At 47.5% G+C, this 22,800-nt stretch carries 22 protein-coding genes and 2 tRNA genes; 10 read left to right on the top strand and 14 right to left on the bottom strand.

The window, feature by feature from the left end; genetic code table 11:
• Window positions 1-190 precede the first annotated feature (190 nt).
• The gene (cobJ, locus tag QUB63_RS18455) at window positions 191-1,972 is read left to right on the top strand and encodes a precorrin-3B C(17)-methyltransferase (protein ID WP_332946720.1); all 1,782 of its coding nucleotides are present in this window, start codon (window positions 191-193) and stop codon (window positions 1,970-1,972) included.
• A gap of 112 nt (window positions 1,973-2,084) precedes the next feature.
• On the opposite strand, the gene QUB63_RS18450 is transcribed toward cobJ, so the two are convergent.
• From QUB63_RS18450 to QUB63_RS18435, 4 genes are all read right to left on the bottom strand, one after another.
• The gene (locus QUB63_RS18450) at window positions 2,085-2,381 is read right to left on the bottom strand and encodes a type II toxin-antitoxin system RelE/ParE family toxin (RefSeq protein WP_332946719.1); all 297 of its coding nucleotides are present in this window, start codon (window positions 2,379-2,381) and stop codon (window positions 2,085-2,087) included.
• Window positions 2,378-2,668: a hypothetical protein gene (locus QUB63_RS18445; protein ID WP_332946718.1), complete on the bottom strand. Its 291-nt coding sequence runs from the start codon at window positions 2,666-2,668 to the stop codon at window positions 2,378-2,380. Before QUB63_RS18445 ends, QUB63_RS18450 begins: the two co-directional genes overlap by 4 nt.
• A gap of 257 nt (window positions 2,669-2,925) precedes the next feature.
• Window positions 2,926-3,687, bottom strand: coding sequence for a nucleotidyltransferase domain-containing protein (locus tag QUB63_RS18440; protein ID WP_332946717.1), 762 nt, complete (start codon window positions 3,685-3,687; stop codon window positions 2,926-2,928).
• A 119-nt stretch (window positions 3,688-3,806) separates the two neighbouring features.
• Complete coding sequence (locus QUB63_RS18435) at window positions 3,807-4,748, bottom strand: nucleotidyltransferase domain-containing protein (RefSeq protein ID WP_332946716.1); 942 nt, start codon at window positions 4,746-4,748, stop codon at window positions 3,807-3,809.
• 154 nt (window positions 4,749-4,902) lie between these two features.
• Here QUB63_RS18435 and QUB63_RS18430 point away from each other — a divergent pair, with 154 nt between their 5' ends.
• A complete protein-coding gene (locus QUB63_RS18430) occupies window positions 4,903-5,109 on the top strand; it encodes a type II toxin-antitoxin system HicB family antitoxin (protein WP_332946715.1) in 207 nt (68 codons plus the stop codon).
• Window positions 5,110-5,209: 100 nt separating this feature from the next.
• Here the strand turns inward: QUB63_RS18430 and QUB63_RS18425 are convergent, their stop codons facing one another.
• The 7 genes from QUB63_RS18425 to QUB63_RS18395 form a co-directional block, all read right to left on the bottom strand.
• On the bottom strand, window positions 5,210-5,575 hold the full coding sequence (locus tag QUB63_RS18425; RefSeq protein WP_332946714.1) for a hypothetical protein: 366 nt from the start codon (window positions 5,573-5,575) through the stop codon (window positions 5,210-5,212).
• A gap of 53 nt (window positions 5,576-5,628) precedes the next feature.
• Window positions 5,629-5,700: transfer RNA gene (locus tag QUB63_RS18420), tRNA-Val, on the bottom strand.
• A gap of 130 nt (window positions 5,701-5,830) precedes the next feature.
• Entirely contained in the window at window positions 5,831-6,043 is a 213-nt protein-coding gene (locus QUB63_RS18415; protein WP_332946713.1) for a DUF2839 domain-containing protein, read from the bottom strand.
• A gap of 64 nt (window positions 6,044-6,107) precedes the next feature.
• A complete protein-coding gene (locus tag QUB63_RS18410; RefSeq protein ID WP_332946712.1) occupies window positions 6,108-7,616 on the bottom strand; it encodes a helicase C-terminal domain-containing protein in 1,509 nt (502 codons plus the stop codon).
• 22 nt (window positions 7,617-7,638) lie between these two features.
• Window positions 7,639-9,168, bottom strand: a complete 1,530-nt coding sequence (locus tag QUB63_RS18405) for a pentapeptide repeat-containing protein (protein ID WP_332946711.1) — start codon at window positions 9,166-9,168, stop codon at window positions 7,639-7,641.
• Window positions 9,169-9,248: 80 nt separating this feature from the next.
• Window positions 9,249-10,814: a pentapeptide repeat-containing protein gene (locus QUB63_RS18400; RefSeq protein WP_332946710.1), complete on the bottom strand. Its 1,566-nt coding sequence runs from the start codon at window positions 10,812-10,814 to the stop codon at window positions 9,249-9,251.
• Window positions 10,815-10,909: 95 nt separating this feature from the next.
• Window positions 10,910-12,472, bottom strand: a complete 1,563-nt coding sequence (locus QUB63_RS18395) for a pentapeptide repeat-containing protein (protein WP_332946709.1) — start codon at window positions 12,470-12,472, stop codon at window positions 10,910-10,912.
• A 39-nt stretch (window positions 12,473-12,511) separates the two neighbouring features.
• On the opposite strand from QUB63_RS18395, the gene QUB63_RS18390 reads away from it, so the two are divergent.
• From QUB63_RS18390 to QUB63_RS18355, 8 genes are all read left to right on the top strand, one after another.
• Window positions 12,512-13,351: a prephenate/arogenate dehydrogenase gene (locus QUB63_RS18390; protein WP_332946708.1), complete on the top strand. Its 840-nt coding sequence runs from the start codon at window positions 12,512-12,514 to the stop codon at window positions 13,349-13,351.
• A 67-nt stretch (window positions 13,352-13,418) separates the two neighbouring features.
• Entirely contained in the window at window positions 13,419-15,254 is a 1,836-nt protein-coding gene (locus QUB63_RS18385; RefSeq protein WP_332946707.1) for an APC family permease, read from the top strand.
• Between the two features lie 565 nt (window positions 15,255-15,819).
• The gene (locus tag QUB63_RS18380; RefSeq protein WP_332946706.1) at window positions 15,820-16,734 is read left to right on the top strand and encodes a glycosyltransferase family A protein; all 915 of its coding nucleotides are present in this window, start codon (window positions 15,820-15,822) and stop codon (window positions 16,732-16,734) included.
• 499 nt (window positions 16,735-17,233) lie between these two features.
• Window positions 17,234-17,938, top strand: coding sequence for an RtcB family protein (locus QUB63_RS18375; protein WP_332946705.1), 705 nt, complete (start codon window positions 17,234-17,236; stop codon window positions 17,936-17,938).
• 31 nt (window positions 17,939-17,969) lie between these two features.
• Window positions 17,970-18,212 (top strand): RtcB family protein, encoded by a 243-nt coding sequence (locus QUB63_RS18370; RefSeq protein ID WP_332946704.1) that lies wholly within the window; start codon window positions 17,970-17,972, stop codon window positions 18,210-18,212.
• Between the two features lie 181 nt (window positions 18,213-18,393).
• The gene (locus QUB63_RS18365) at window positions 18,394-18,597 is read left to right on the top strand and encodes a hypothetical protein (RefSeq protein WP_332946703.1); all 204 of its coding nucleotides are present in this window, start codon (window positions 18,394-18,396) and stop codon (window positions 18,595-18,597) included.
• A gap of 153 nt (window positions 18,598-18,750) precedes the next feature.
• Window positions 18,751-18,823: transfer RNA gene (locus QUB63_RS18360), tRNA-Ala, on the top strand.
• Window positions 18,824-18,947: 124 nt separating this feature from the next.
• On the top strand, window positions 18,948-20,093 hold the full coding sequence (locus tag QUB63_RS18355; protein WP_332946702.1) for a tyrosine-type recombinase/integrase: 1,146 nt from the start codon (window positions 18,948-18,950) through the stop codon (window positions 20,091-20,093).
• 200 nt (window positions 20,094-20,293) lie between these two features.
• Here QUB63_RS18355 and QUB63_RS18350 read toward each other — a convergent pair whose 3' ends face one another.
• The 3 genes from QUB63_RS18350 to QUB63_RS18340 form a co-directional block, all read right to left on the bottom strand.
• Complete coding sequence (locus QUB63_RS18350) at window positions 20,294-20,473, bottom strand: NblA/ycf18 family protein (protein WP_332946701.1); 180 nt, start codon at window positions 20,471-20,473, stop codon at window positions 20,294-20,296.
• On the bottom strand, window positions 20,470-22,275 hold the full coding sequence (locus QUB63_RS18345; RefSeq protein ID WP_332946700.1) for a virulence-associated E family protein: 1,806 nt from the start codon (window positions 22,273-22,275) through the stop codon (window positions 20,470-20,472). Before QUB63_RS18345 ends, QUB63_RS18350 begins: the two co-directional genes overlap by 4 nt.
• A 147-nt stretch (window positions 22,276-22,422) precedes the next feature.
• Window positions 22,423-22,713, bottom strand: a complete 291-nt coding sequence (locus QUB63_RS18340; RefSeq protein WP_332946699.1) for a hypothetical protein — start codon at window positions 22,711-22,713, stop codon at window positions 22,423-22,425.
• Window positions 22,714-22,800 lie beyond the last annotated feature (87 nt).

Here is a 22,800-nt window from a genome sequence, read left to right as displayed (position 1 = left end):
GGTATAATAAACTAATCTCAGAAATTCACAGGCAAGATGCCTGTGCCACTGACAGACAAGAAAAAAGATCGACTTCTTCTTTCTCTTCCTTCGCGCCCTTCGCGCCTTCGCGGTTCGTCAAAGATGTCTTATTGAAGTAACAACAGATTAAAATAATCAAACCAATCCAAACACAGCCATATATAAAACCGTGAATCGAGTTTCTCCCGCAATAATTATTTTAGGTCAAAACAGCCTAGCCATCGCCCAAAAAATCTCCGCAGTCTTCCCAGGTTCCCAGATTTACGGTTTAGTCGATCGCACATCCCAAACAAACATCAACTTTAGCAACTTCGGCGAAACACTGCGGGAATTATTCGCAACACAAACCCCAATCATCGCCATCTGCGCCGCCGGAATTATCATCCGCACCCTCGCCCCGCTGCTGTCAGACAAACGCGCCGAACCCCCAGTCTTAGCAGTCGCCGAAGATGGAAGCGCCGTAGTACCGCTGCTGGGAGGTTTGCACGGAGTCAACGACTTAGCCAGAGAAATTGCAGCAGCCCTCGGCGTACAGCCCGCCATCACGACGACGGGAGATATCCGGTTTCGCACCGCCCTGCTGAGCCCTCCCCAAGGCTATTATTTAGCGAATCCAGAGGACGCGAAGACTTTTATTTCAAATTTGCTCGCCGGGGCGAAAGTACAGCTAGAAGGGGCTGCTAACTGGCTTTGGGAGAGCAATTTGCCGATCGCCCCCGAAGCCCAATTAACCATCCGCGTCACCGAAAAAGCCATTGTACCGACGCCCGACTGTTTAGTTTACCACCCGCAAATTGCAGCATTTGCACTCACAAATCTATCCTATGTTGAGCCGGAAGTAGCAGTTTCTTACGTGCAGCAAATCTTAGAAAACGCAGGTTTAGCAGCCGCCTCAGTTGCCGGATTTTTTGCTTTAAAACATGAGATGGGAAATCCGACTTTAGAATCAATTAGCCAATATTTTAAAGTCCCAGTCCGTTTTTTGAATCTTCCCGAACTTGTGGAATTCGACTCGGTTAAATTAAGAGAAAATAATCCTAATTTTGAATTCACCGCCGCCCAAATAGCCCAGACAGCAGCCGGTGCAAACAGTCAAGCAGTCCGCTGCGATCGCACAAACGCATTCAGTTGCGCGATCGCACTTGCTACCGAACCGATCGATCCAAGTGCGATCGGCATCAGCCGCGGCAAACTGGCGATCGTCGGTACGGGCCCAGGAGGCGCGCCCTGGATGTCCCCGGAAGTGAAGGAAATTTTGCGCGAAGCCACGGATTGGGTGGGTTACAAGTTCTATCTCGACTTAGCCGGAACACGGAGAGAAGGACAAAACAGGCACGATTCCGACAACCGGGAAGAGATCGATCGCGCGCGTTTTGCTTTAGATTTAGCAGCATCCGGTAAATCCGTCGCCGTCGTTTCGTCGGGAGATCCGGGTATTTTTGCGATGGCTGCGGCGGTGTTTGAGGCGATCGACTTTGACAGCAAACCCGAATGGGAAGGCATCGACATTCGGGTGGCACCGGGGATTTCTGCCATGCAGGCGGCTGCTGCTGCGATCGGAGCACCCCTCGGACACGATTTTTGTGCGATTTCGCTTTCAGATATTCTCAAGCCTTGGGAGGTCATAGAACAGCGGATTGCGGCTGCGGCTTCGGCCGATTTAGTGATGGCATTCTACAATCCAATCTCGAAACAGCGGATTTGGCAATTGAAAAGGGCGATCGAGATTTTGTTAGAAACTCGCGATGCTAAAACCCCGGTTGTATTGGGGCGAAACCTCGGCCGCCCGGGCCAATCCGTGCGCGTTTGCACCCTCGCCGAATTGCAGCCGGAAGATGCGGATATGAGAACTTTAGTAATTGTCGGTTCGAGTCAAACTCGGATTATTCCCCGCAAATATGGAGATGTTTGGGTTTACACGCCGCGCAGGTATGAGAACGACTCTAAGTGATTTGTGAACAGCACCATTTCTTTCTTTTCTCTTTCTCTGTGCCCTCTGCGCCCTCAGCGGTTAGTACAAAAAAATCTTCTTCGCAAAACCCGCCAATGAACACTGCTTTTACTCAATCAGTATTGAAAATATCCTGCAAGTTACGATAACCGCTAATAACTCGCAAAATCTCAATACCATCACCAACTATTTGGTAAAAAATGATGTATCCCATCAACGGTATACCACGTAAATTGGGAGCAAATTGTGCATAGGAGCGCCCCAAATATGGATACTCGGCTAGATACTGACATTTTTTACCAAATGTTTCTACAAATCGATCGCCCGCATCTACACTTTGCGCCAAAAAGTAATCAGAAATTTCCGATAAATCTCGACTAGCTTCGATTGTAATTAGCAAGCGATTCATACTATTACTTCTCTGGCTTTTTTCACCTTATCTCTAAGTTGAGCTAATACATCATCTGCATCGAGCAACTCACCGCGTTGTGCCTGTTCTCGTGCTATATTGATTTTATTGCGAGTTTCTTCAACCCAAGCTAAATAGTTTGGGTTGTTGCTGCTATCGGATAAAGTAAGGTCCTCAATTAATAACAGCAAGGCTGTGTTAATTGCTTCTTCAAGGGAGGAATATTGACCGTGCTTTACTAAAGCTTCAAGAACTTGGGTTTGATCTGGACTCAAGGTGATTTGCATTATTACCTCTGATAGTGGAAGGGTTGCACAATACTTTTACTCTATCTCATTTTATAAAAAAAGTGATACGGCTGACGCCATGCTTCGGGCCGATTGCATTGAATTACACACTCTCGCCACCAACTAATTAAAATCTCCCCAATTCTTTTGGGATGGGCGTCCCGCCCGTGGGCCACCAACTAATTAAAATCTCCCCAACCATGAGTGGAATGGGCGTCCCGCCCGTCTTAATTCTTAACAATAAGACATGAAACAGCTTAATTCAAAGATGCCATTCTCACCTTTACCAGAAAATCATTAAGAGCAACCTTTGCATTAGGATTTGACGGTAAATGACTTGTGAAACTTGCATCTTCTAATACATTGATTAGCCGATCGCGCTCCTGGTGATAAAATGCAATATCTGTATCTTCCAGCACAGATTTTTCCTCCCCAGCCAGCTTGCGAGCAATCAAATCTGGAATATACGGCAACTGGAACTTATCATTAAGTTTAACCAAATTCGCCTCAACTTCCCCCGTTTGCATCAAATGAATCCCAGCCAGCAACACGCGGTAAACGTACAGCAGCGGCTTCACCCGACGCGGGCTTTCTTTCTCAAACAATCTCCATTGAGTTTGAGCAAAACCGAGATAGTGGTGGCTGTGGTGCTTGGTAATGCAGTTCGAGGCGAGATCCTTTAACTCTTCATGTTCCTTTGTACTGTAAACTATGAGCGGCGAATAGAGTTGTTCCAACACGTAGCCGTTGCGCTTCAACAGCAACTCAAGAAACTTCTTAATATCGTGAGTGACTAAATCGAGTTCCATCTTCTCCCGAACTTCCGAAACTTCAATTGTTTCGTCTCCCGAAATCAGTCCAATTACTTTCGGTAGCGGTAAGATATGTACTCCCCGCAAGTCGAAGTCAGAATCTGCGGAAGGAAAGCCGTATAAGTGCGAGCCGCTGACAGTCGCAAACAGCAGCGGATAAGGTCGATCGGAGATAATTTTAGCTAGATTCGAGATGTATTCTGTCATTTTTTCAACATTTTATCAATGCTAATTTCAATTCCGGTTAAACAATCGCAAATACCTGTAGGGGCGGGTTTTACCAACCATATATGTCTCAAATTAATGATCTCGTAAACCCGCCCCTTTTAGCCGATCGCACCTTGACGAGATTTAATCAAAAACAGATTAGCCTTATCATAATTAGGACGTTCTGGCAACTTAGTTTCCGCAAAAGCGCGATCGAACTCTGCGTGCAAGCTCAACCGCCAGCGATTCACCTCATCCCAGGATATCTCTTGATTGCGGATCGACAAAAGTTGCGATCGACAATCCTGCACCCGCACCGGCACAAACCCCTCCTTAAGCACCGTAATTCCTGACAGCAGCAACCGAATCAAGTGCATCGCGTGCTTCCAGCGAATTTCCCCAGTATTGCGGAGGTCTTGCTCCATCTTTTTAAACTGCGACAAAACGTAGCTATTGTAAGTTTGATAAACCAATTGCGAAAGAAAGATTTCGCGAATTTCCAGCAATTCGGCTGCTACAGGAGAAAGCGTTTCTACCAAAGGAGTGTACAAACATTCGAGCACATTGGGATTAGCTTTTAGCGCCAAAACCAAAAACTTTTGCAGTTCCCAATAGCATTCTTGATTTTCCTTATTTTCCAATTGTTCTGGAATGCCGTAAAGCGACCAATGAAGAATTGCCGGCGGCAGGTAAATCCCGCGCCTGTCTGTATCGGATTGCTCGTTATCAAGACCATAAGCTCTCGAACCAACAATGCAGCGGTAAATTACAGAATCATAGAGGTTGTATTCTGCAAGAAAATCTCCTCCTGACTGCAATCCTTCGCTCTGAAACTGCTTGCGGATGCTGAGTTCGTGCCGCCGCAGACTAACTTCTGTTCCGTCTGGGAGTTTGACTAAATATGCGTGGGAATTGTCTGTAGGCGATTTGACAATCACACCTACTGCGCCCTGTTTCCAAGATTGGTCTCCACCGGGGTTTTTGACCTCTATTTTGGTGACAATTTGGGTTCCGGCGGGCACGATTAAGTTGAAATTTTGAGGAAGATTGGCATTTGTCACGAGGAAACCTCCTGCGGGGGCACGAGCTACATTCTTATTGTAGTATATTTGTAGTAGAAAATGGGTGTTTTGGGCGATCGCGTCCCGCCCCGCAAGCTACGGCTGTTTTGGTCTTGTTGAACAGTGTCTAATTAATTATCAAGGAGGAAGATTAATGCGTTATGCTGTGGTAATTGAAAAAGGTAAAACTAGCTACGGTGCGTATGTTCCCGATTTACCTGGGTGTGTAGCTGTGGCTGAAAGTTTAGAAGAGGTGAGGCATTTAATTAAAGACGCGATCGCATTTCATATTGAAGGACTACAAGAGGATGCTTTTCCAATTCCCGAACCTGTCTCTATTTGCGAATATGTTGAAGCTTAAGCTAAACACCAATTACTTCAGTTGTAGGGTGCGTCAGGGCAGAATGTGACGACAACAAACTAAGAATTTCCCCCTGACGCACCCTACTGTTAGCTTACTCTCATTCTCCTCTCCGATAAGCTGCAATTTCTTCGGCAATTTCTTCATCAGTTAAAGGACGATCGGCGTGTAAAGCCTGAGTTTCTTCACATAAGTTGTTAAAATATTCAGCTAAAGCTTGTCGGTGTGGATCTGGCTGATAACTACTCTTAAGTTCCAAGCTCGTTTTAATTTTTTCTGCTAGTAACTCTTGTGCAGGTTTTCCTGAAACAATTTTTACTACTTGCCGAGGTTGATTAAGATATTGCTTTTCTGATAAAGCTTTTAAAGCATCAGTAATTACCCGATCGGGGGTTGTATATTTCCCTGTTTCTAACAGTTGTTGCAATAACTTTTCTTGTTCTGAGTTCAAAATTATTTGTATCATAAAGTTAGCTCTATTCCTGCGATCGCCTAAATGAGTCACCTTAAAATTTTTAATGGGCAATACAGGATTTGAACCTGTGACCCCTTCCGTGTGAAGGAAGTGCGCTACCACTGTGCTAATTGCCCGAAGATAAATATCATAACATACTGACTCCTGATTTGCAACTAAAATTGCCAAAAAAAATTCAGCCGCTAGTTTCAGAGTTAAACTCGACACAATGTGCGATCGCACTTTTGCCCGATCGCACCGTCGCCATCAGTTAACCACCCACCAACCCGCCGCAGGCCCAACAAACCGCACCACAATCCACCAAGCCACCAACAGGCTAATCCCGATCCAGCTTCCGCGAGATGTCCACTTCACAAAATCTTCGCTTTGGGTTTTCGTGATCGGCAGCCAGGGAAGGATGCGCTCTTCTTTACCGTATTCGTCGCCGATCGCCTCTTTGCGACGCTTAGATTCGCCCATAATTTTTGTCTGCTAAATTAGATTTCAATTCGATAACAACCAAATTATACGCCAACAGGTCATCTCAAGCCTGCGTCAACCAAGTCGTATCCAAATAATCAATCCTCGCAAACGGACTCAGCGCCGCTAAAATCTGCTGTCCGTAACTGCGGTGAATCACCCTGCTGTCAAAAATCGCCACAACCCCCTGACGTTCTCGCACCGGCGCGATCGCCCGCTGCAACTCATTCAGCGCCGCCGGCAGCAAATACAACCGAAACCAATCCCGGCGCTGTTCCTTATAAAAAGCCACACGCGCCGTCACCAAAGGATTCTCCAAAGAAGGTAGCGGCAAAGTCGCGATCGCCAGCAAGTGAGGCGCCCTCAACTCCCCCTGATGTTCCCGCCAAAACTCCCACCCCGTCACCAAAATCGCATTCTCCCCCACATCGGTTTTTTCCACCTGCACCCGAGAACCGAACTCAGAAGCCAAAATCGCCGCCAGCCTCGCCTTCAGCGGTACATCACCAACAATCAGCACAGTTAAACCCGCCACCGACGCGCTCATCAACAGCAAAGTCCGAATTTCTTCCATTAAAACACCCTGAAATTCCGGCGTATTCGGCAGCGGCAGCCAGTTGGGAATGTACAGTTGAATTAATTCGTTTTGTCGATCGGGCGAAAACTTCACACTCGTCAACTCAGGCAATCCCATCATTTGCCGGAAGATCGGAGCCTTCGGTTCCACATCCACCGCAGAGCCAATCAACACCACAGGCACGGCAGACCAAATTTTGCCCAAAACGTCCGCCACCTGCACCGGCGCGCTAAACAGCGAAAATGACCCAGCAGAGCGATGAATTTGCGCCCACCGCAGTTTCCCGTTTGTGTTCCACCGCTGCCAAAAATTGAGCCAAGCAGCCGGAATCACAGGGTTAGGCTCGATCGTTTCAAATAGCCCCTGCAAAATATTTTGCTCTGCGGTTTCCAGCAAATAGCACTCATCAGGCTTAGCTGGATGCTGAAACACAGCCCGAGTTAACAGCACCCGCGCTTGAAGAATTGCATCTGCTTCCAAAGGCCCAGATTGCATTAAATCATTCCAGTCAGCCGGTTGCAAACCCGCCGTCAATTGCTGGCGCGTCCAAACTTCCAAGTCATCCACACCGTCGATAATTGTCGGGATCTTGCTGTGAAGTTCCGAATTTCCCGCCAAGCGATCCGCCAGCCAAGACTGCGGATCTGCTAGCATCAATCCTCGTCCAGCGGCATTATGGGAGTAAGTCTCGATCGGCTTTTTAGTTTGCAGCCACTCTTGCAATCGCGGAATTTCCACCATCTGCAAATGTTCCAGCAGCGGTGCCGGCGCCACTAAAATCACGGGCTCGGGCCACATCAAAATCGGCATCAAATAGCTGACTCGATACCGCTGTCGGTAAGCTCCTGCGGGAAGCCCAGTTTGGATCAGAGCGCTGCGCCCCAAGCGCAAAGCCCGCGCCACGAGCCGCGCCATCGTTAAATGGTGGGGCCAGTGCGGCTCGGAGTGCGATCGCAAAAAGCTCAGCAGCGAGTTATGGACTTCTACCTCAATCAATCGATTTCACTGTTGGGATTTCTCAATCAACATAATCAAAACTTGCCATAAAATCAACTACTTTTTGACCCACAGGCAAACTAAATTTACTCTCCTGATTATTTCCGCTGCGCCGACCAAAATTCTGGTGAGACTGCACCGTCAAACTCTCCTGCCCCGAACTAATTAAAATAGTTTGGGTAGGTGACTGAAAAAACTTTGTTTGCTGACCGGCATTTAGTGCTGTTTCCAGCCTTTTTTTCACATCATTTAAATTACCCCTCGCTGCATTCAATGCTTTAGACAACTGCACTATCCGTTTTTCTTCCAAATCTTGAATTGCGATATTTTTCCCAACCGCCACAATATTTTTCTGAGTTTCTAAGGCGTCATTAAAAGGAAGAATCGCCAAAAAAGCTGCTGGCAATAAATGCTCGTCGCTATCAAACCTAAAAGTTAGAGTTGTCCGCCGGTAGCCGACTTCAATATTGGGAGGACGGCTCATTGCCCCGTAATGCCGAGCTATTTCGCTGTAAGCTGTTGCTAAAGTGCTGTTTGCTGAGTGGTCTAAAAGTGCGTCAACCACAATTCGCACTAACCCCGGCGTGTGATTTAAAAATTTTATCGCTTCAGACGGCGAATTAAATTGTTGAACCAAACTGCGATCGCCTGCTGGGCTGATGTCAACCCACTGGCAATTAATATCATCTGCGATGATGCCAAACCGGGGAACCAAATACATTTTTGCCCCCGTTAAAGTTGCCCCCGTCAAATCTGCGCCCACCCAATCAGCGTTAATCAAAATGGTTTCTGTCAAATCAGCGTGAACCAAACTAGCATTGGCTAAATTAGTATTTCTTAAATCTGCTCCGCTGAGGTTAGCCCCGCTCAATTTAGCATCGCTCAGATCCGCGCCGCTGAGGTTAGCTCCGCTCAAATCGGCCCATTTGAGGTTAGCTCCGCTCAAATGGGCACCGCACAGATTCACCTCCTGCAAAGAAGCTTGTCTCAGATCGGCATTGCTCAAATTGACGCCGTTAAGTTCTGCTTTCATCAAATCCGCGCCGTGCAAGTTAGCTTCTTGAAAGTTAGCTGATGAAGCCGAAGCACCTCTGAGATTTGCACCGGAAAGATTAGCACCGGAGAGGTTAGCTTGCGTCAGTTTTACCTCTCTTAAATCGGCTTCAGTCAGGTTAGCGCCGCTGAAGTTAGTTTTGCTGAGTTCGCAGCGGACTAATTCGCCTCTAATCAGGGATGCTCCGATTAATTGAGCTGCGCTTAAATCGGCTCTCACTAAGTTTGCTACGTTGAGACTAGCCCCGTTTAAGATTGCCCGCGAGAGATTGGTGCTGCTGAGTCTAGCCACATTCAGGTTAGCTTCGCTCAAGTCAGCTTCGCTCAAGTTAGCGCCGCTGATGTTGGTGACAAATAAGCTAGCCTGCCTTAAAATTGATTGGCTGAGGTTGATGCGGCTGAGATTAGCTTCATTCAGGTTGATTCCTGTGAAATCTCTGTCGCCTTCTGTGTATCTTTTGACGAGTTCAAATCGTTTGAGAAGTTCTTCAGCTTCCATTGTTGTTACCTGACTGAAAGGGCGAGAAACTAACTTTTATGTGGCATGAATATAAAAAATTTTAAAGGAATTTATAGTATTTACTCACCGAGTTGATAAAAGCTTTTGACGAACTCAACCACCGTATTTAGCGGCGGAGTTGTGAATCTTTGGGCATTAATTGCCGGCCCGATCGAGGTTTTGTTGACTCCCGGCAAATTGGTCAAGTTTCTGCCAAAGTCGGGGTGATAGTGCACCATCAAACTTTCGGCGCTGGAGTTAGCCAGTACAGTTTGGGTAGGCGATTGGAAAAAACTCGACATTGGTTCGCGATCGAGGCGAACCGGCTGGATTTTCATTTCCCCTATTTTTCTAATTGTTTTGGTCAGGGCGACGTTCAATTGCACTACCAGATTAGAGACTCTAACGCCTAGGTTATTATTGCCGCTTTGCGGTTGAATCATCTTGATCAGAGTAATGAGATTTTTCTGAGTAAATGCCGCGTCGCTAAAGGGAATAATCGCAACGAAAGCAGTGGAAAATAGTTGCTCGTCTTGCTCTATTCTAAATGAGATGATTGTGCGCCGCGAATTAACTTCTATGCTGGGAGGATTGCTCAAACCCGAGTATTGACGGGCAATTTGGCGGTAGGTAGCCGCGAGGATAAAGTTGGCGTCGGGGTCGAGGGGTCGATCGACAATAATTTGAACTGTCGGCGGTGTAGCATTAAAAAACCGTTGAGATTCTTCTGGGGTAAAGCGCTGAATGTGGCTGCGATCGCCGTTAGGGCTCATATCCACCCAATCGCAGGTTATATCATCGGCTTTCAGATTAAACCTGGACACCGCGTAAATTTTTGCCCCTGTCAGGGCCGCCCCCGTCAAATCTGCGCCCACCCAATCAGCGTGAGTCAAATTCGCTTGAGTCAAATCCGCGTGTACCAGAGTAGCGTTCAACAGGTTGACATTGCTCAAATTTGCCCCGTACAAGTTAGCCCCGCTCAATCTCGCCTCATCGAGGTCAGCGCCCGTCAGGTTCGCCCCGCTGAGGTCGGCCCACCGCAGATTAGCGCCTCGCAAGTCAGCGCCGCTGAGGTTGGCTTGAGACAGATTAGCTTGTCTGAGTTCGGCATTGCAGAGGTTAACTCCTCGCAAGTCTGCCCTGCTGAGGTCGGCTCTGTGCAAGTTTGTCCGTTCCAAGTTCGCCGCTGTCAGACAAGCGCCTCTGAGGTGAGCCCCGCTGAGGTCGGCTTGCTCTAGATTGGCTTCTCTGAGGGTTGCTTCTCTCAAATCTGCTTCGCTGAGGTTTGCACCGCTCAAGTTTGCACCGCTGAGGTCGGCTCTGATCAGTTCGGCTCTGATCAGTGTAGCGTCCACGAGTTGGGCTTCGCTGAGGTCGGCTCGAATCAAGTTAGCCACGTTGAGGATAGCGCCGCTGAGGTTGGCTTTGTTGAGATTGGCACCGCTGAGTCTAGCAACATTGAGTTTAGCTTTTCTCATGTTGGCGTTTGAGAGATTGGTGCCGCTCATGTTCGTGAGGCTCAAGATTGCCTCGCTGAAATTAGCCCCAGCCAGATCGATCCTGCTGAGATTGGCCTCGCACAGGAGGATGGCAGTAAAGTCTCTTTCTCCTGCTGCATATTTGGCGATGAGTTCTTCGGCGTCCATGCTTTTCACTTTCCCTGATGTGTTAGCTAGAACAAAGCTTTGTTGTGCCAACCTTTAAATAGAATAAGCATTTTTTGTAACTTGATGCAATATGCCTAGACATCTATATTGTGGAAGCCTTTTATAAAATCCAAAATGCTTGTAATATTAGCTTGACCCAATTTTGTGCTTTCAGCTAGCTTGCCTGCCCCTAAATTGTTCGGATCGTATTTTTTAATCAGGCGCTTGCCGAAGGCTGGGTGGTGATATACGCTGAGTCTTTGGTCGCGGGAATTAATTAAGATCATCTGTGTAGGAATTTGAAAAAAATTGATACTTTCGCCGATTTTTGGAAAAGAACTTGAAATTTTGATTTGGTCTACTTTGCTGATAGCTTGGTTGAGAGCTTTGCTGCATAACTGGACGTGTTTTGATTCTTTGACGTTCAGTTTGCCTGCATCGTGGGATTGAATCATTTTCATCAAAGCTATCAGATTTTTTTGAGTTGTGGCGCCGTCGTTAAAAGGAATGATGGCAACGTAAGCGGTGGCAAATAATTTATCGTCGCTGTCCATTTTAAAGGCGAGTACGGTGCGCCTGGAGCTGACTTCGATCGTGGGCGGCTGACTTAAACTCGGGTATTGTTGAGCAATTTGGTAATAAGTTGCAGCTAGGGCAAAATGAGCGCCTTGGTCTAAGGGCGAGTCAATCACAATCCTAACTGTGGGCAAGGACGAGTGAAAAAATTCGTGGGTTCCTCCGGAGTTCAACCAGTAAATTTGGCTGTGGTCGCCGTTGGGGCTGAGATCGACCCACTTGCAGGTCAGGCCTTCGGTTTTGATGCCGAGCCGCGAAACTGCGTGGAGTTTGGCTCCGGTTAAGGTGGCTCCGGTTAAGTCGGCTCCAATCCAGTCGGCGCGGATCAGATAGGCATTTGAGAGGTCGGCGTGAACTAAACTGGCATTGAGTAAGTTGGCGTGGCAGAGGTCGGCTCGGCTGAGGTCGGCGCCGCTCAATTTGGCTTCGCTCAGATCTGCCCAGCGCAGGTTGCAGCCGCTGAGGATGGCCCAGCGCAAATTGACGCCGCTGAGGTCGGCGCCGCTGAGTACGGCTTGAGTGAGGTTGGCTTGTCGCAGTTCTGTGCCTCGCAAGTCGGCACCGCTGAGGTCGGCTCGGCTGAGGTCGGCGCCTTGCAGGTTGGCTTGTTCGAGGTTGGCTTCTGTCAAGCAGGCGCCGCTGAGGTGAGCGCCTCGAAGGTTGGCTTGAGCGAGGTTGGCTCCTCGGAGGGTGGCTTCGGTGAGGGTGGCGCCGCTGAGGTTGGCTCCGCTGAGGTTGGCTCCGCTGAGCTCGGCTCGAATTAGCTCGGCTCTGATCAGTTTGGCTCCTGTGAGTGTGGCTCTTTTGAGGTCAACTCGCACTAGGTAGGCGACGTTGAGGTCGGCGTCGGTGAGGTTGGCGCCGCCGAGATGGGCGCCGCTGAGTCTGGCGATGTTGAGTTTGGCACCGGTGAGGTTGGTTTTGCTGAGGTTGGCTCCGCTGAGGTTTGCTACACTCAGATTCGCACCTGTGAGGTTGGCTCCGCTCAAGTTGACGCCGCTGAGGTTGGCCTCAGTTAGATTGATTCCGGCAAAGTTTCTTTCTCCGGCTGCATATTTTTTCAGGAGTTCCTCGACTGTCATGGGGGCGGCACCGTATCAAATATCCCCATTTTATTGCTAATGAATATCGGTATTGTAGGACTTGGTTTAATTGGTGGCTCGATCGCCCTGGATTTGCGATCGCGGGGGTTTGATGTTTTTGGAGTTTCCAGCAGGCAGCAAACTTGCGATCGCGCGCAAGAAAACGGTGTTGTCAATGATGCCAGCATACACCTGTCTGACATGGCCGCAGCGGATCTGGTTTTTATCTGCACGCCGTTATCCGCGATCGAGCCGACCGTCCAAAAGTTGCTCCCGCATCTTTCCCCTGATACGATTGTAACGGATGTCGGTTCCGTCAAAACCCCCATAGTGCAGGCTGTGTCTGCTCTGTGGCCGAATTTTGTCGGGGGACACCCGATGGCGGGGACGGCACAAAGCGGCATCGAGGCGGCGGTAAGGGATTTGTTTGTGGGCCGGCCTTATGTGGTGACTCCGACAGCCCAGACTCCGTCGCAGTCAGTGGAGAAGGTTGAGGAAATTGCGCGGTTGTTGGGCGCGTCGGTTTACCGGTGCGGGCCCGAGGATCACGATCGGGCTGTGGCTTGGATTTCTCATTTGCCCCTTATGGCGAGCGCGACGCTGGTTGCTGCGTGCGATCGAGAGGGCGATCGAGATATTGTTAATTTAGCCCAGCATTTGGCGAGTTCGGGTTTTCGGGACACCAGCCGCGTAGGGGGCGGCAACCCCGAGCTGGGAGTGATGGTGGCCAAGTACAATCGAGAGCAATTGTTGCGATCGCTCTCTATTTACCGCGACAGTCTCGACGAGTTCATCAGCGATATCCAAGCCGAAAATTGGCCAGCTCTCGAACACAAGCTGAAGCTGACTCAACAAGCGAGAGAGAATTACAACTTGTGAGCCAAAAATTGCTGAAAACTGTCCCCGTGTCGATTATGATTTGTGGACGCCTATATATTGAGTTTCAATGTACACTTATTCTCGACTCAAGCGGGTTTTACTGGGTGAATCTCTCCCCACCAGCGCATCTGTTCACGAACGGCTGAGCAACGCTACAGGACTAGCTGTTCTTGCTTCCGATGCACTGTCGTCTGTTGCCTACGCTACTCAAGAAACTCTGCTGGTGCTGTTACTAGCAGGGAGCAGCAGTTTGAGTTTATCGCTGCCTATTTCGGGAATTATTATTTTACTGTTGGCGATCGTGGCGCTGTCTTACCGACAGACGATTAAAGCGTACCCCAACGGCGGCGGTGCTTACATTGTAGCCCGAGAAAATTTAGGTATTTATCCCGGTTTGATCGCAGCAGCTTCGCTGATGATTGACTACATCCTCACCGTAACTGTGAGTATTTCGGCTGGCGTTGCGGCCTTGACTTCAGCAGTTCCCTCGCTGCACCGCTATACCGTCGAACTGTGCTTAGTTTTTATTGTCCTGATCATGTTTGCCAATCTCAGGGGACTGCGGGAATCTGGCAAGATATTTATGGTTCCCACCTATGCGTTTATCGTGGGCATTTTTATCTTGATTGGTTCGGGTTTATTCCAACAGGCAACAGGTCATGTTTTGCCGGCATTAGAAAATATTCCAGCCAAGGAACCTTTGGGTTTATTTCTGATCGCGCGCGCCTTTGCGGCGGGCTGTACTGCCCTGACTGGAGTTGAAGCGATATCGGACGGGGTGTTGGCTTTTAAGCCTCCTGAATGGAAGAATGCGCGCCTGACTTTAACTTATTTGGGGGTAATTCTGGGAGTGATGTTTTTGGGCATTAGTTACTTAGCCCATATTTATCAAGTGATTCCTAGAGAAAATGAAACGCTGCTTTCTGTGTTGGGAAAACAGATTTTTGGAGTCGGTATATTTTATTATTATTTGCAGGCAGCAACTCTGTTGATTTTGCTGTTGGCTGCGAATACGAGTTATGCGGATTTTCCGCGACTTTGTTATTTCTTGGCGCGGGACGGGTTTTTGCCGAGGCAGTTGTCGCTGTTGGGCGATCGGCTGGTTTATTCTAATGGCATTAATCTGCTCAGCCTCTGCGCTGCTGTTTTAATTATCATCTTCCGAGGCGATACTACCGCAATAATTCCGCTCTATGCAGTTGGGGTTTTTACTTCTTTTACTCTCTCTCAATCGGGAATGGTAATTCACTGGTTTAAGGAGCGAGGTAAAGGTTGGCAATCTAGTGCTGCGATGAACGGTATTGGTGCAGTGGCTACAACGGGAGTTTTGGGTGTAATTATCGCTACCAAATTCCTTTTGGGTGCTTGGGTTGTGGTAGTAACTATTCCGATCGCAGTCAGTCTATTTTTAGCGATTCACCGCCACTATCGCTATGTAGCGGCTCGCTTGAGCATTCAGGGAATAGCACCTAAATCCTATCTTCGGAGACCTAAAGTTAAGGAGGTGACACATCCGGCGGTGGTGTTAGTCGGGCAGTTGCACCGGGGAACTTTGGAGGCCCTGGATTACGCTCGTTTAATTGCTGATGAGGTTGTGGCGGTTCACGTGGATATTGGTTTGAGCGATCGAGCAAAATTGCAAGCAGCTTGGCAAGATTTGCAGTCCGACATTCCTTTGGAAATTCTGGAATCGCCTTACCGTTCTGTTACTGAGGCTTTGACTCACTTTTTGACTTTGTTTGAAGAACAGCGGCCGGGAGTGTTCTTAACGCTGATTATTCCGGCTTTTGTGACGCGAAATTGGTGGGAGGGACTGCTGCACAATCAAACTGCTTTCTTTTTGAAAGCTGCTTTGCGGGCTAAAAGAAGTCGGGTTGTCACAACGGTTAGATATTATCTGTAAGCGATCTCTAGTTAAAACTTTGCCGTTTTTCGCCTGTCAAACAAACTTATTTAGGACTTGCGCAGCAACCCGGTTTCTTTCTGGATGCTTCGTTGCTCGACTTAAGATTTATCGTATAAACCGGGTTATTTGACCCCAAAATCCTTCGTGCAGTGCGAGGGATATCGGTTTTTAAACCGGTTTCTTAAGTTTCTGCGCGCAAATCCTGATGTATTAACTTTACAAGTTTACAGGCTAGCTGACAGGCTCTACAGAAACCGGGTTTTTTGCCTTATACCAGTTTCAAAAAAGAATGCAACGGGAGGTAAGCTCTAAACCCTTATGCAGTAAGTCATTCCCAATTGAAAATCTCAAATCGAAAAGGGTATTAGTCCTAGGTTAAAAAACCCGGTTGATGAGAGCCGGCGTGCGTCCCAAACTGTTGCTGTTACAAATATACTCAAAAATAGATTAAAGTTCTCAGTATTTTTACTGAACTGATGTTAGGGAAAATTGACACTCGTATAAAATTTTAGTAAGTTGTAAGAAACGAGCAAACGGTATATTACTCTGGGGAAAATAAATCATGAGCGAGCAATTAAACAAACTCAGCGAAGTGTCGATGGTCTCAGCCAATTTTGGCAATGGGTTAGCCTATAGAGAGATTCTCCTAGATTGGTTTAAGTTTTTAGGCGGCAAACCAGGGGAAGTTATTGTTGTGGACGGTGGCAGCGATAGCGACACTCAAAAAGTTTATTGGGAACTGTATCAAGAGGGTTTAATTGATAAGCTGCAAATCATTGCACCGCACCATCAAGACAATGACAAGGAGAGATGTTTTATTCAGGAGTATACAGCGGCAGCAATCGCTAGCAAACCGTATGTATTGTTCTTTAAAATAGACACGTTACCTTACAGAGAAGGTCACGACGGTTGGTTAGAGGAAGCGATCGATTATCTCGATCGAGATGAAATTTTTGCAGTGGGCGGAGCTTTTAATAGAACCTTCAAACATTTCGACGCTTCGCCTGGGTGGTACTTGATTCAAGCCTGCACGATCAATTTTTCTTTGATGAAGCGCAGTACCTTCGTTACAGTCATGCAAGAATGTCTGGGTGAATATATTGCGACAGGATTTCACGGAGAACACAAGTTTGGCAGGTTTTTGCTGGAAGAAGCATTTATCGCATATATGGAGGCGCACCAGCAATATACTTTGTGTAAGGTGGAAGACCCGAGCTGGACGGTATTTCACACAAATGCTCGAGATGAATATTTGCAGGAGGTTCGGGATAAATATTTGGCTCGCGAAGATGTTAAAACTTTCATGAATCCGTGTCTGACTAAAGACATGAGTCAATTTCTTTACTACGGAAAGCCACCTGTAAGAAGCAGCATGATTCAGAAAATGCGCACGGCTTTCGGAGAAACAAAACTTGGGGGTTATTGGCGGGAAGTGAAAAAAACTCTGGTTTCCTGGAAAACTGAACCCAACCCTTAGTCAGCCAGAGAAAGTCTGGCGTGTTTGCCGCTCCTGGTTTTTAGTCCATAAAAAGCTTGAAATTTGGTATGAAAGCAGGGCGTGCACTGCGCTTAGTGTTGACAGGGTGTCCGATTCCTCCAGCGATTGACTTTTTCAGTTTTTTTCGACGCACGCTATAAGCTCGGCCGGTGCGCTGCGGCGCACCCTACAAACTAACTACAAACTAACCCTTAGTCAGCTAATTTATATTTAAGAAAAAAGACAGGAAACTAGAGCGGCGCTGACAGCGCCCAAAAGCAGAACAGGGAACAGGTTCGCCAATCCTGGAACCGTCGCTTGAGACCGATCGTTTCGGTACGTTGACAGGGCAAAAATAATCTGCCCTATTTGTAATAAGTAGAAAAGTTGCCTTCAACTTCTGTCTAAAAAGATTGCGGCTGCTGAACCAAAGTCTTTTACTAACTACAACATCTCTTCAATTTGTGGGGGTTGCAGATCGACCCGCAACAGACTCTTTATGCAGCAGCCGAAAAATTTGAACAGGGTTTTGCGAGCTTTGTCTAGGCAAGGTCTTGATGTTCGTTACGACGATCGAGTCTACTCGATTTGTCTCAATAGTTCTCTGAAAGAACACTGGCACTCCGGCCTGTTTCACAAGAGAAAACTGGCACTCCGGCCTGTTTCACAAGAGAAAACTGGCACTCCGGCCTGTTTCACAAGAGAAAATAGTGAAAATGTCTGTGCTACAGCAGAAGTTTTGCGGACTGAGGGTTTTCCGGTGGAAGCAAAGGCGCTCAAACAGTTAGCAAGTTTGGCGAAGGTTCGGCACCCTCCAGGTGGCTGCGTTTGTCGCGCTGGCGCTACTCCTGACTTCCATCCGGGGGATGGGGGTGTGGCAATTGGCTCGATAGTCCAAACAGCAAAAATGGTGATTCCGGCGGCTCTCGGTTCCGATATCAACTGCGGGATGCGCTTGCACGTTGCTGATTTGTCTATCGAACAATTCCTCAGTCAGCGCGATCGATTTGTAGAATTGCTCAAAGGCGATTATTTCTTCGGTACTGGCGATGTCAGCGCTCGCGCAAAAACCGCTCGCGCCGTGTTCCAACACGGGATACCCGGATGGCTGGATGCTATGCAGGAGTTGCCAACCGGCAGCGCGGCCAATTCTGATTTCCAGCAGTTGGCGCAACAAGAGTGCGATTGGGCCCGCGAGGGATAGCTTCGCCTCGCGTACTTTTCTCGGCGGTTCGATGAATGGCGATATCAAATGGGCTCTTGAAGAATTAGTCCCAAATGACGGCACTGTCAGGGATGGCGGGTTAGTTACCATCGGCGGTGGCAATCACTTTGTAGAAATTCAAGCGGTGGAGGAAGTTGTCGATCGAGCTACGGCTTATACTCAAAACGGGCGACTAAAAAGCTGCAAGCAACGCTTACGCACTTACCCCTCAAAAACGCCCGCTTCCGGGTTGCGATCGCACAACCGCCCCTAAAAAGCTGAGCTAGCTCTCATTTAGTTTGCATATCGTAATTATTAAGACCACCTATACTTTTTTCTTGATGACTTTCCCCTGCTCCCCATCCGTTTTACATCAATACTTAAATAGATCTGAGCTTATCTGCACTGCGCGCAAAGTTTTGTTACAATAGTTAAGCTGTTACAAATCGTAACTTATGCTGGTTTCTATTTTAATAATTGACGTTGCCCTCGTTGCCTGGTCTTTGCACCTAATGCAAGAGGCGATCGCGCAGCGCGAATTTTCACTAATGCTAGCCGGTACTCTAGTTGCGGTCTCAGCAGCGGCCCTGGTAGTCGTCTACTTCCTCATGGGGTCTTGTTTGAGCCATTTAGCCGAAATATCCCAACACACTTACTAAATCGTAGTAGCGATCGACAATTGTCCAGAATCGAGGAGAATTTTTTTAAATAAAAAGCCGAAAGCCTTGCCAATCCAAGGCTCCAAACTAATTTTACAAAAAGGATTGACAAATATTGGTCAGTTAAGGCATAATGAAGAGCGCGAAAAGAAAGGGGAATTAGCTCAGTTGGTAGAGCACTACAATGGCATTGTAGGGGTCAGCGGTTCGAGCCCGCTATTCTCCATAAATAAAACCCGTTTACACAGCGGGTTTTGTTGTTTCTACAACCAAACTGGTAGATCTGCTATTCTCAATTAGGGGTGACACTCACTGACAATCCCAGACACTCAATGCGATAAATCTGCGATATGCCCAAAGGCTCGGTAAATATAGAAGTTTTCAAGGATCGGCTGCGGCTTGCCTGGTCATGGCAAGGCAAACGTTTTTGGCTCTACATCGGCTTACCAGACACGATCGTCAATCGCAAAGCCGCCTCCATGAAAGCCAGCCAAATCGAGCTAGACATCGCTAGTGGCAACTTTGACCCCTCCCTCGTCAAATACAAGCCTCAGAAACAAGAATCAATCTCTGTTTCTGAGTTGTTTGACCAATTTGTCGAATACAAGCGCCGATCCATCTCCAACGGTGGATTGTCTAAATATCTTGCGTTACAGAAACACGTTTCTGTATTTTTCAAAAACAAGAAAAGCATTTCTGTTTCTGAAAATGTTGCTGAGAACTTTCGAGATTGGCTGGCACAGAAACTGGAACCCGTCACCGTAAGGGAACGGATCGTTTTGATCAATGCTTGCTGGGAGTGGGGACTAAAAAAGAAGCTGGTAGTCGAAAATCCTTGGGCTGATGTTCACGTTTCGGTCGCACCCAAACAACGCCCGGAACCGTTCACACTTACAGAAATAAGCGCCATTATTCACAAATTCCGCTCAGCTCCCGAACTTAATCACTATGCGGACTATGTGGAATTCAAATTCGGAGTCGGCCTTCGCACCGGGGAAGCAGCAGCGCTCCTCTGGCGACATTGTTCACCTGAGTGCTCGCGCATCTGGATCGGAGAAAGTTTGAGCAACGGATCTCGCAAATCCACCAAAACTAATAAGGCGCGCACGGTGCCGCTAACACCACGGCTGCAACAGCTATTGCTCGATCGGCGACCGACTATCGCTCACGGGCCCGACGATCTAATCTTTACCAGTACAAACGGCTGTGCGATCGACTCCAAGAATTTCTGCAACCGTTACTGGAAACCTGTGCTTGCTGAATTAGGCATTGATTATCGCAAGCCTTATAACACCCGGCATACTTTGATTTCGCATGGTTTGGAAGCTGGCATGAATCCAGTGGCGATCGCATCGCTTACCGGTCACAATGTTCGCACTCTATACGAAAATTATGCCGGCCTTGTCAACCCACCACAGTTGCCAGATTTGTTGCCTGTTTTCGACCCCGTTTCTGAGGTTGATTCTCGGGTCGATCGCTCAGATATTTTTGAATAAACATTTGGTGATCGTGACAATTAATATTGCCACTGCAAATCACCAAATGTTCGAGAAGTGCTTTATTATAAAGCACTTTCCCGCTAGGATTTCTTCCCCAATGTATGCCTTCTAAAAGTTTGCCTTGCTGCCTGTATCTTAATAAAGTCCGTTCGCTGCAACGAAAAACTCGGCAGGCAGCATACAGGTCCACAAAAATGCTAAAATCGCTCATTTCCCACCTTTAACAAATTCTTAATTACGTTGTCTTTAATCATGTTTTGTCGCATCATTTCTACAAGTAAAATGCGCGCTTCTTCGCTGGAAAGCAATTTGGTTTGTTCGATATAAACCTTGAGTTTGAATTGCTGTTCCATCGTCAGTTCCAATGAGATATTCATGGTGTTTCCTCAGTCGGATTTACCAAATTGAATAATTGATGAATTCGATCGCGTACTAACTCATTCTCTGTTTCCAACCAATCGGCAATGGTTGCTGCGTCATATTTAGTCCCCGGTGCTTGCCACCCAAACATTTGAGTAATTAGGTTTTGAGTATGCTCCGGATAGTATTCATCCCACCAAATCAAGGCAATGTCTCGGATTTTTTTGGCGTCTAGAGAGTCAATGAGTTCGCAAGCAATTTCGGGTTCGGGTTCGGGTTCGGCTTCGGGTTCGGCTTCGGGCGTGGATTCGGGCGTGGATTCGGGTCTGAGTAATGCTGTGAGGGCAGTTTGTTCTTTGGCAGTTAGGGCTGCCCAGACTTTTTGGCGATCGACAACACCGCTGCTGCAACAGGCGGTGATGATGCCCTGAATATTTTTGGCGAATTCGCGATCGCCCTCGCTTATGGCAGCCCGAATAAAATTAACAAGCTCTGCAATTTCATTGTCAGATGTTTCTTGAATCCGATCGACCTCTAAAAAAAGAGGTTGATCGCTCTGAAAATCCTCCGGTAGCAAGGTTTCCAGGGTCCGATCGACCTGCACCGAAAACTCACCAAAACTTTCGGGATTTTCTGTACCCTGCGTTCCAGTTTTTGTTACACCGTTGTCTGTTCCAGAAAAAATACCTTTTTTTGGTGTTAAAGGTTGATCGGGTTGATCTACTTGCTGAGTTTGTTTCCCAAACACTGATACAGCAAGGGATTCAGGTTGATCAACTTTTTGCTCGACCTCGCAAAATGAGGTTGATCTTTCATCATCAGGTGGTCGATCGCACTTGCTCCAGACGCGACATCTTTTCCCGGCGATTACCTTCAAGCCCCTCGACCAGCCGAGAATTTTGAGAATGCCGGTAACTCGCATTTGGTGCGAGCGCTCTTGTCGGCTCAAATCAACTTGAAGGTGATCGAGAAGATCGCCTAGAAGCACCCATTCCCGGTGCTGGGTGTAATTTACGATCGACTCTAGCCAAGGGTCTGTGGTTTGAAATTCTTGGGCTATAGTTTCGGCAGTGATTTCCTCGTCGTAATCCAGCCACCAACTTTCGCCGGCTTTGAAAGCAGCAACAGCAGCAGCCCAGATTGCATCTCGTTCTTTGGCTAAAAGTTTGGTATCAATGCGCTTATTTACTGGGATAATCCAAAATCGCCGGTTGCCAGTTTCGTCTGACAAAAACTCATCTTTGTTGGTTGTGGCAACGATGACGCTGGCGCGGGGAAAATCTTGGGTATCGCGACAGTAGGGCGGTCGCACAGCATCGACCGCACTTGATAAGAAAGCCTTGGTATTGCTTACATCCCGGCGTTTGAAGATGCTCTCCAACTCAGACCATTCGACAAACCAGGCTCGGTGTAATTTAAGGCGTTCATCTTTGTCGGAGACAGCACCTAAGCTGTCATCAAAATAATCACCGGCGAGGATTTTGAAGAAGGTAGATTTTTTGAAACCTTGCTTGCCTTGAAGGATCAAAGCTGTATCGAGCTTGCACCCCGGTGAGAGTGCGCGGGCAACTGCGCCGATGAGAGTCTTCCGGACGAAAGTCTGATAAATTGCCGAGCTGACTCCGAAGTATTTTTCGGCAAGATTATCCAAAATTAAAGTATCAGCAGGAACTTGCAGTGATAGCAAATACTCCTCGATCGGCGAGTATTGGTTCTGTTCTGCTAGCTCTGTGATAATATCCAAAACGTCTTCTTTGCAGGATTTAACTAGAATTCCGTAACGGATAGCTAACTGAATTTTTGCTCGATCGATCGACACTGGTTGATTGTCGATTTCAATCCGCTTAGTTAATTTATTTAGGCGGATACGATTTCTGAAAAAACGTGATATATTGTTGTAATCTTGAATCAGTTTATCGTCAGATTCAAGAGCTTTGTTTCTACTTGAATTAGCCGAGGTTTTATCTTAATCCAAAATCTCGGCTTGATTATTTTGAGATTTGAGAAAGCGCCAGTATTCACCTTTGATGCAATTTTTTACAGCTTTGGGGGAAATTTTGTGGCTGAGGCTGGAAGTAGGATTCGATTGCATTGCTGAATTCCAGATTTGCTCCCATTCGGGTTCGTCCCAGCCACCCCCGGGGGAACAACGCCGACAGGCATCTATAAATAACGTGTAAGCATCATCATTGGTTGTCTGTCCCAGTTGGGCAAACTCGTTCGCCGTGCCAATCAAATCTCTGGCTAGGGTTGCCATTGAAGTATTTTAGGACTTACGCATTGACAAAATAACTCTATTGTGTATATCTGGAACAGAGGTGAATTCAATTCCCAAAACAAACAG

The organism is Microcoleus sp. ARI1-B5, assembly GCF_036705795.1.
GTDB lineage: Bacteria > Cyanobacteriota > Cyanobacteriia > Cyanobacteriales > Microcoleaceae > Microcoleus.
The sequence above is the reverse complement of the archived record's forward strand: the minus strand, read 5'-3'. Positions and strand labels throughout refer to the sequence as shown.

Coding starts and splice junctions, on each gene's coding strand:
- QUB63_RS18380 (WP_332946706.1), top strand. CDS start 15,820: ATGAGCGAGCAATTAAACAAACTCAGCGAAGTGTCGATGGTCTCAGCC.
- QUB63_RS18375 (WP_332946705.1), top strand. CDS start 17,234: ATGCAGCAGCCGAAAAATTTGAACAGGGTTTTGCGAGCTTTGTCTAGG.
- QUB63_RS18350 (WP_332946701.1), bottom strand. CDS start 20,473: ATGAATATCTCATTGGAACTGACGATGGAACAGCAATTCAAACTCAAG.
- QUB63_RS18425 (WP_332946714.1), bottom strand. CDS start 5,575: ATGATACAAATAATTTTGAACTCAGAACAAGAAAAGTTATTGCAACAA.
- QUB63_RS18400 (WP_332946710.1), bottom strand. CDS start 10,814: ATGGACGCCGAAGAACTCATCGCCAAATATGCAGCAGGAGAAAGAGAC.
- QUB63_RS18440 (WP_332946717.1), bottom strand. CDS start 3,687: ATGACAGAATACATCTCGAATCTAGCTAAAATTATCTCCGATCGACCT.
- QUB63_RS18355 (WP_332946702.1), top strand. CDS start 18,948: ATGCCCAAAGGCTCGGTAAATATAGAAGTTTTCAAGGATCGGCTGCGG.
- QUB63_RS18405 (WP_332946711.1), bottom strand. CDS start 9,168: ATGGAAGCTGAAGAACTTCTCAAACGATTTGAACTCGTCAAAAGATAC.
- QUB63_RS18445 (WP_332946718.1), bottom strand. CDS start 2,668: ATGCAAATCACCTTGAGTCCAGATCAAACCCAAGTTCTTGAAGCTTTA.
- QUB63_RS18415 (WP_332946713.1), bottom strand. CDS start 6,043: ATGGGCGAATCTAAGCGTCGCAAAGAGGCGATCGGCGACGAATACGGT.
- QUB63_RS18340 (WP_332946699.1), bottom strand. CDS start 22,713: ATGGCAACCCTAGCCAGAGATTTGATTGGCACGGCGAACGAGTTTGCC.
- QUB63_RS18365 (WP_332946703.1), top strand. CDS start 18,394: ATGCTGGTTTCTATTTTAATAATTGACGTTGCCCTCGTTGCCTGGTCT.
- QUB63_RS18450 (WP_332946719.1), bottom strand. CDS start 2,381: ATGAATCGCTTGCTAATTACAATCGAAGCTAGTCGAGATTTATCGGAA.
- QUB63_RS18370 (WP_332946704.1), top strand. CDS start 17,970: ATGAATGGCGATATCAAATGGGCTCTTGAAGAATTAGTCCCAAATGAC.
- QUB63_RS18385 (WP_332946707.1), top strand. CDS start 13,419: ATGTACACTTATTCTCGACTCAAGCGGGTTTTACTGGGTGAATCTCTC.
- QUB63_RS18395 (WP_332946709.1), bottom strand. CDS start 12,472: ATGACAGTCGAGGAACTCCTGAAAAAATATGCAGCCGGAGAAAGAAAC.
- QUB63_RS18390 (WP_332946708.1), top strand. CDS start 12,512: ATGAATATCGGTATTGTAGGACTTGGTTTAATTGGTGGCTCGATCGCC.
- QUB63_RS18430 (WP_332946715.1), top strand. CDS start 4,903: ATGCGTTATGCTGTGGTAATTGAAAAAGGTAAAACTAGCTACGGTGCG.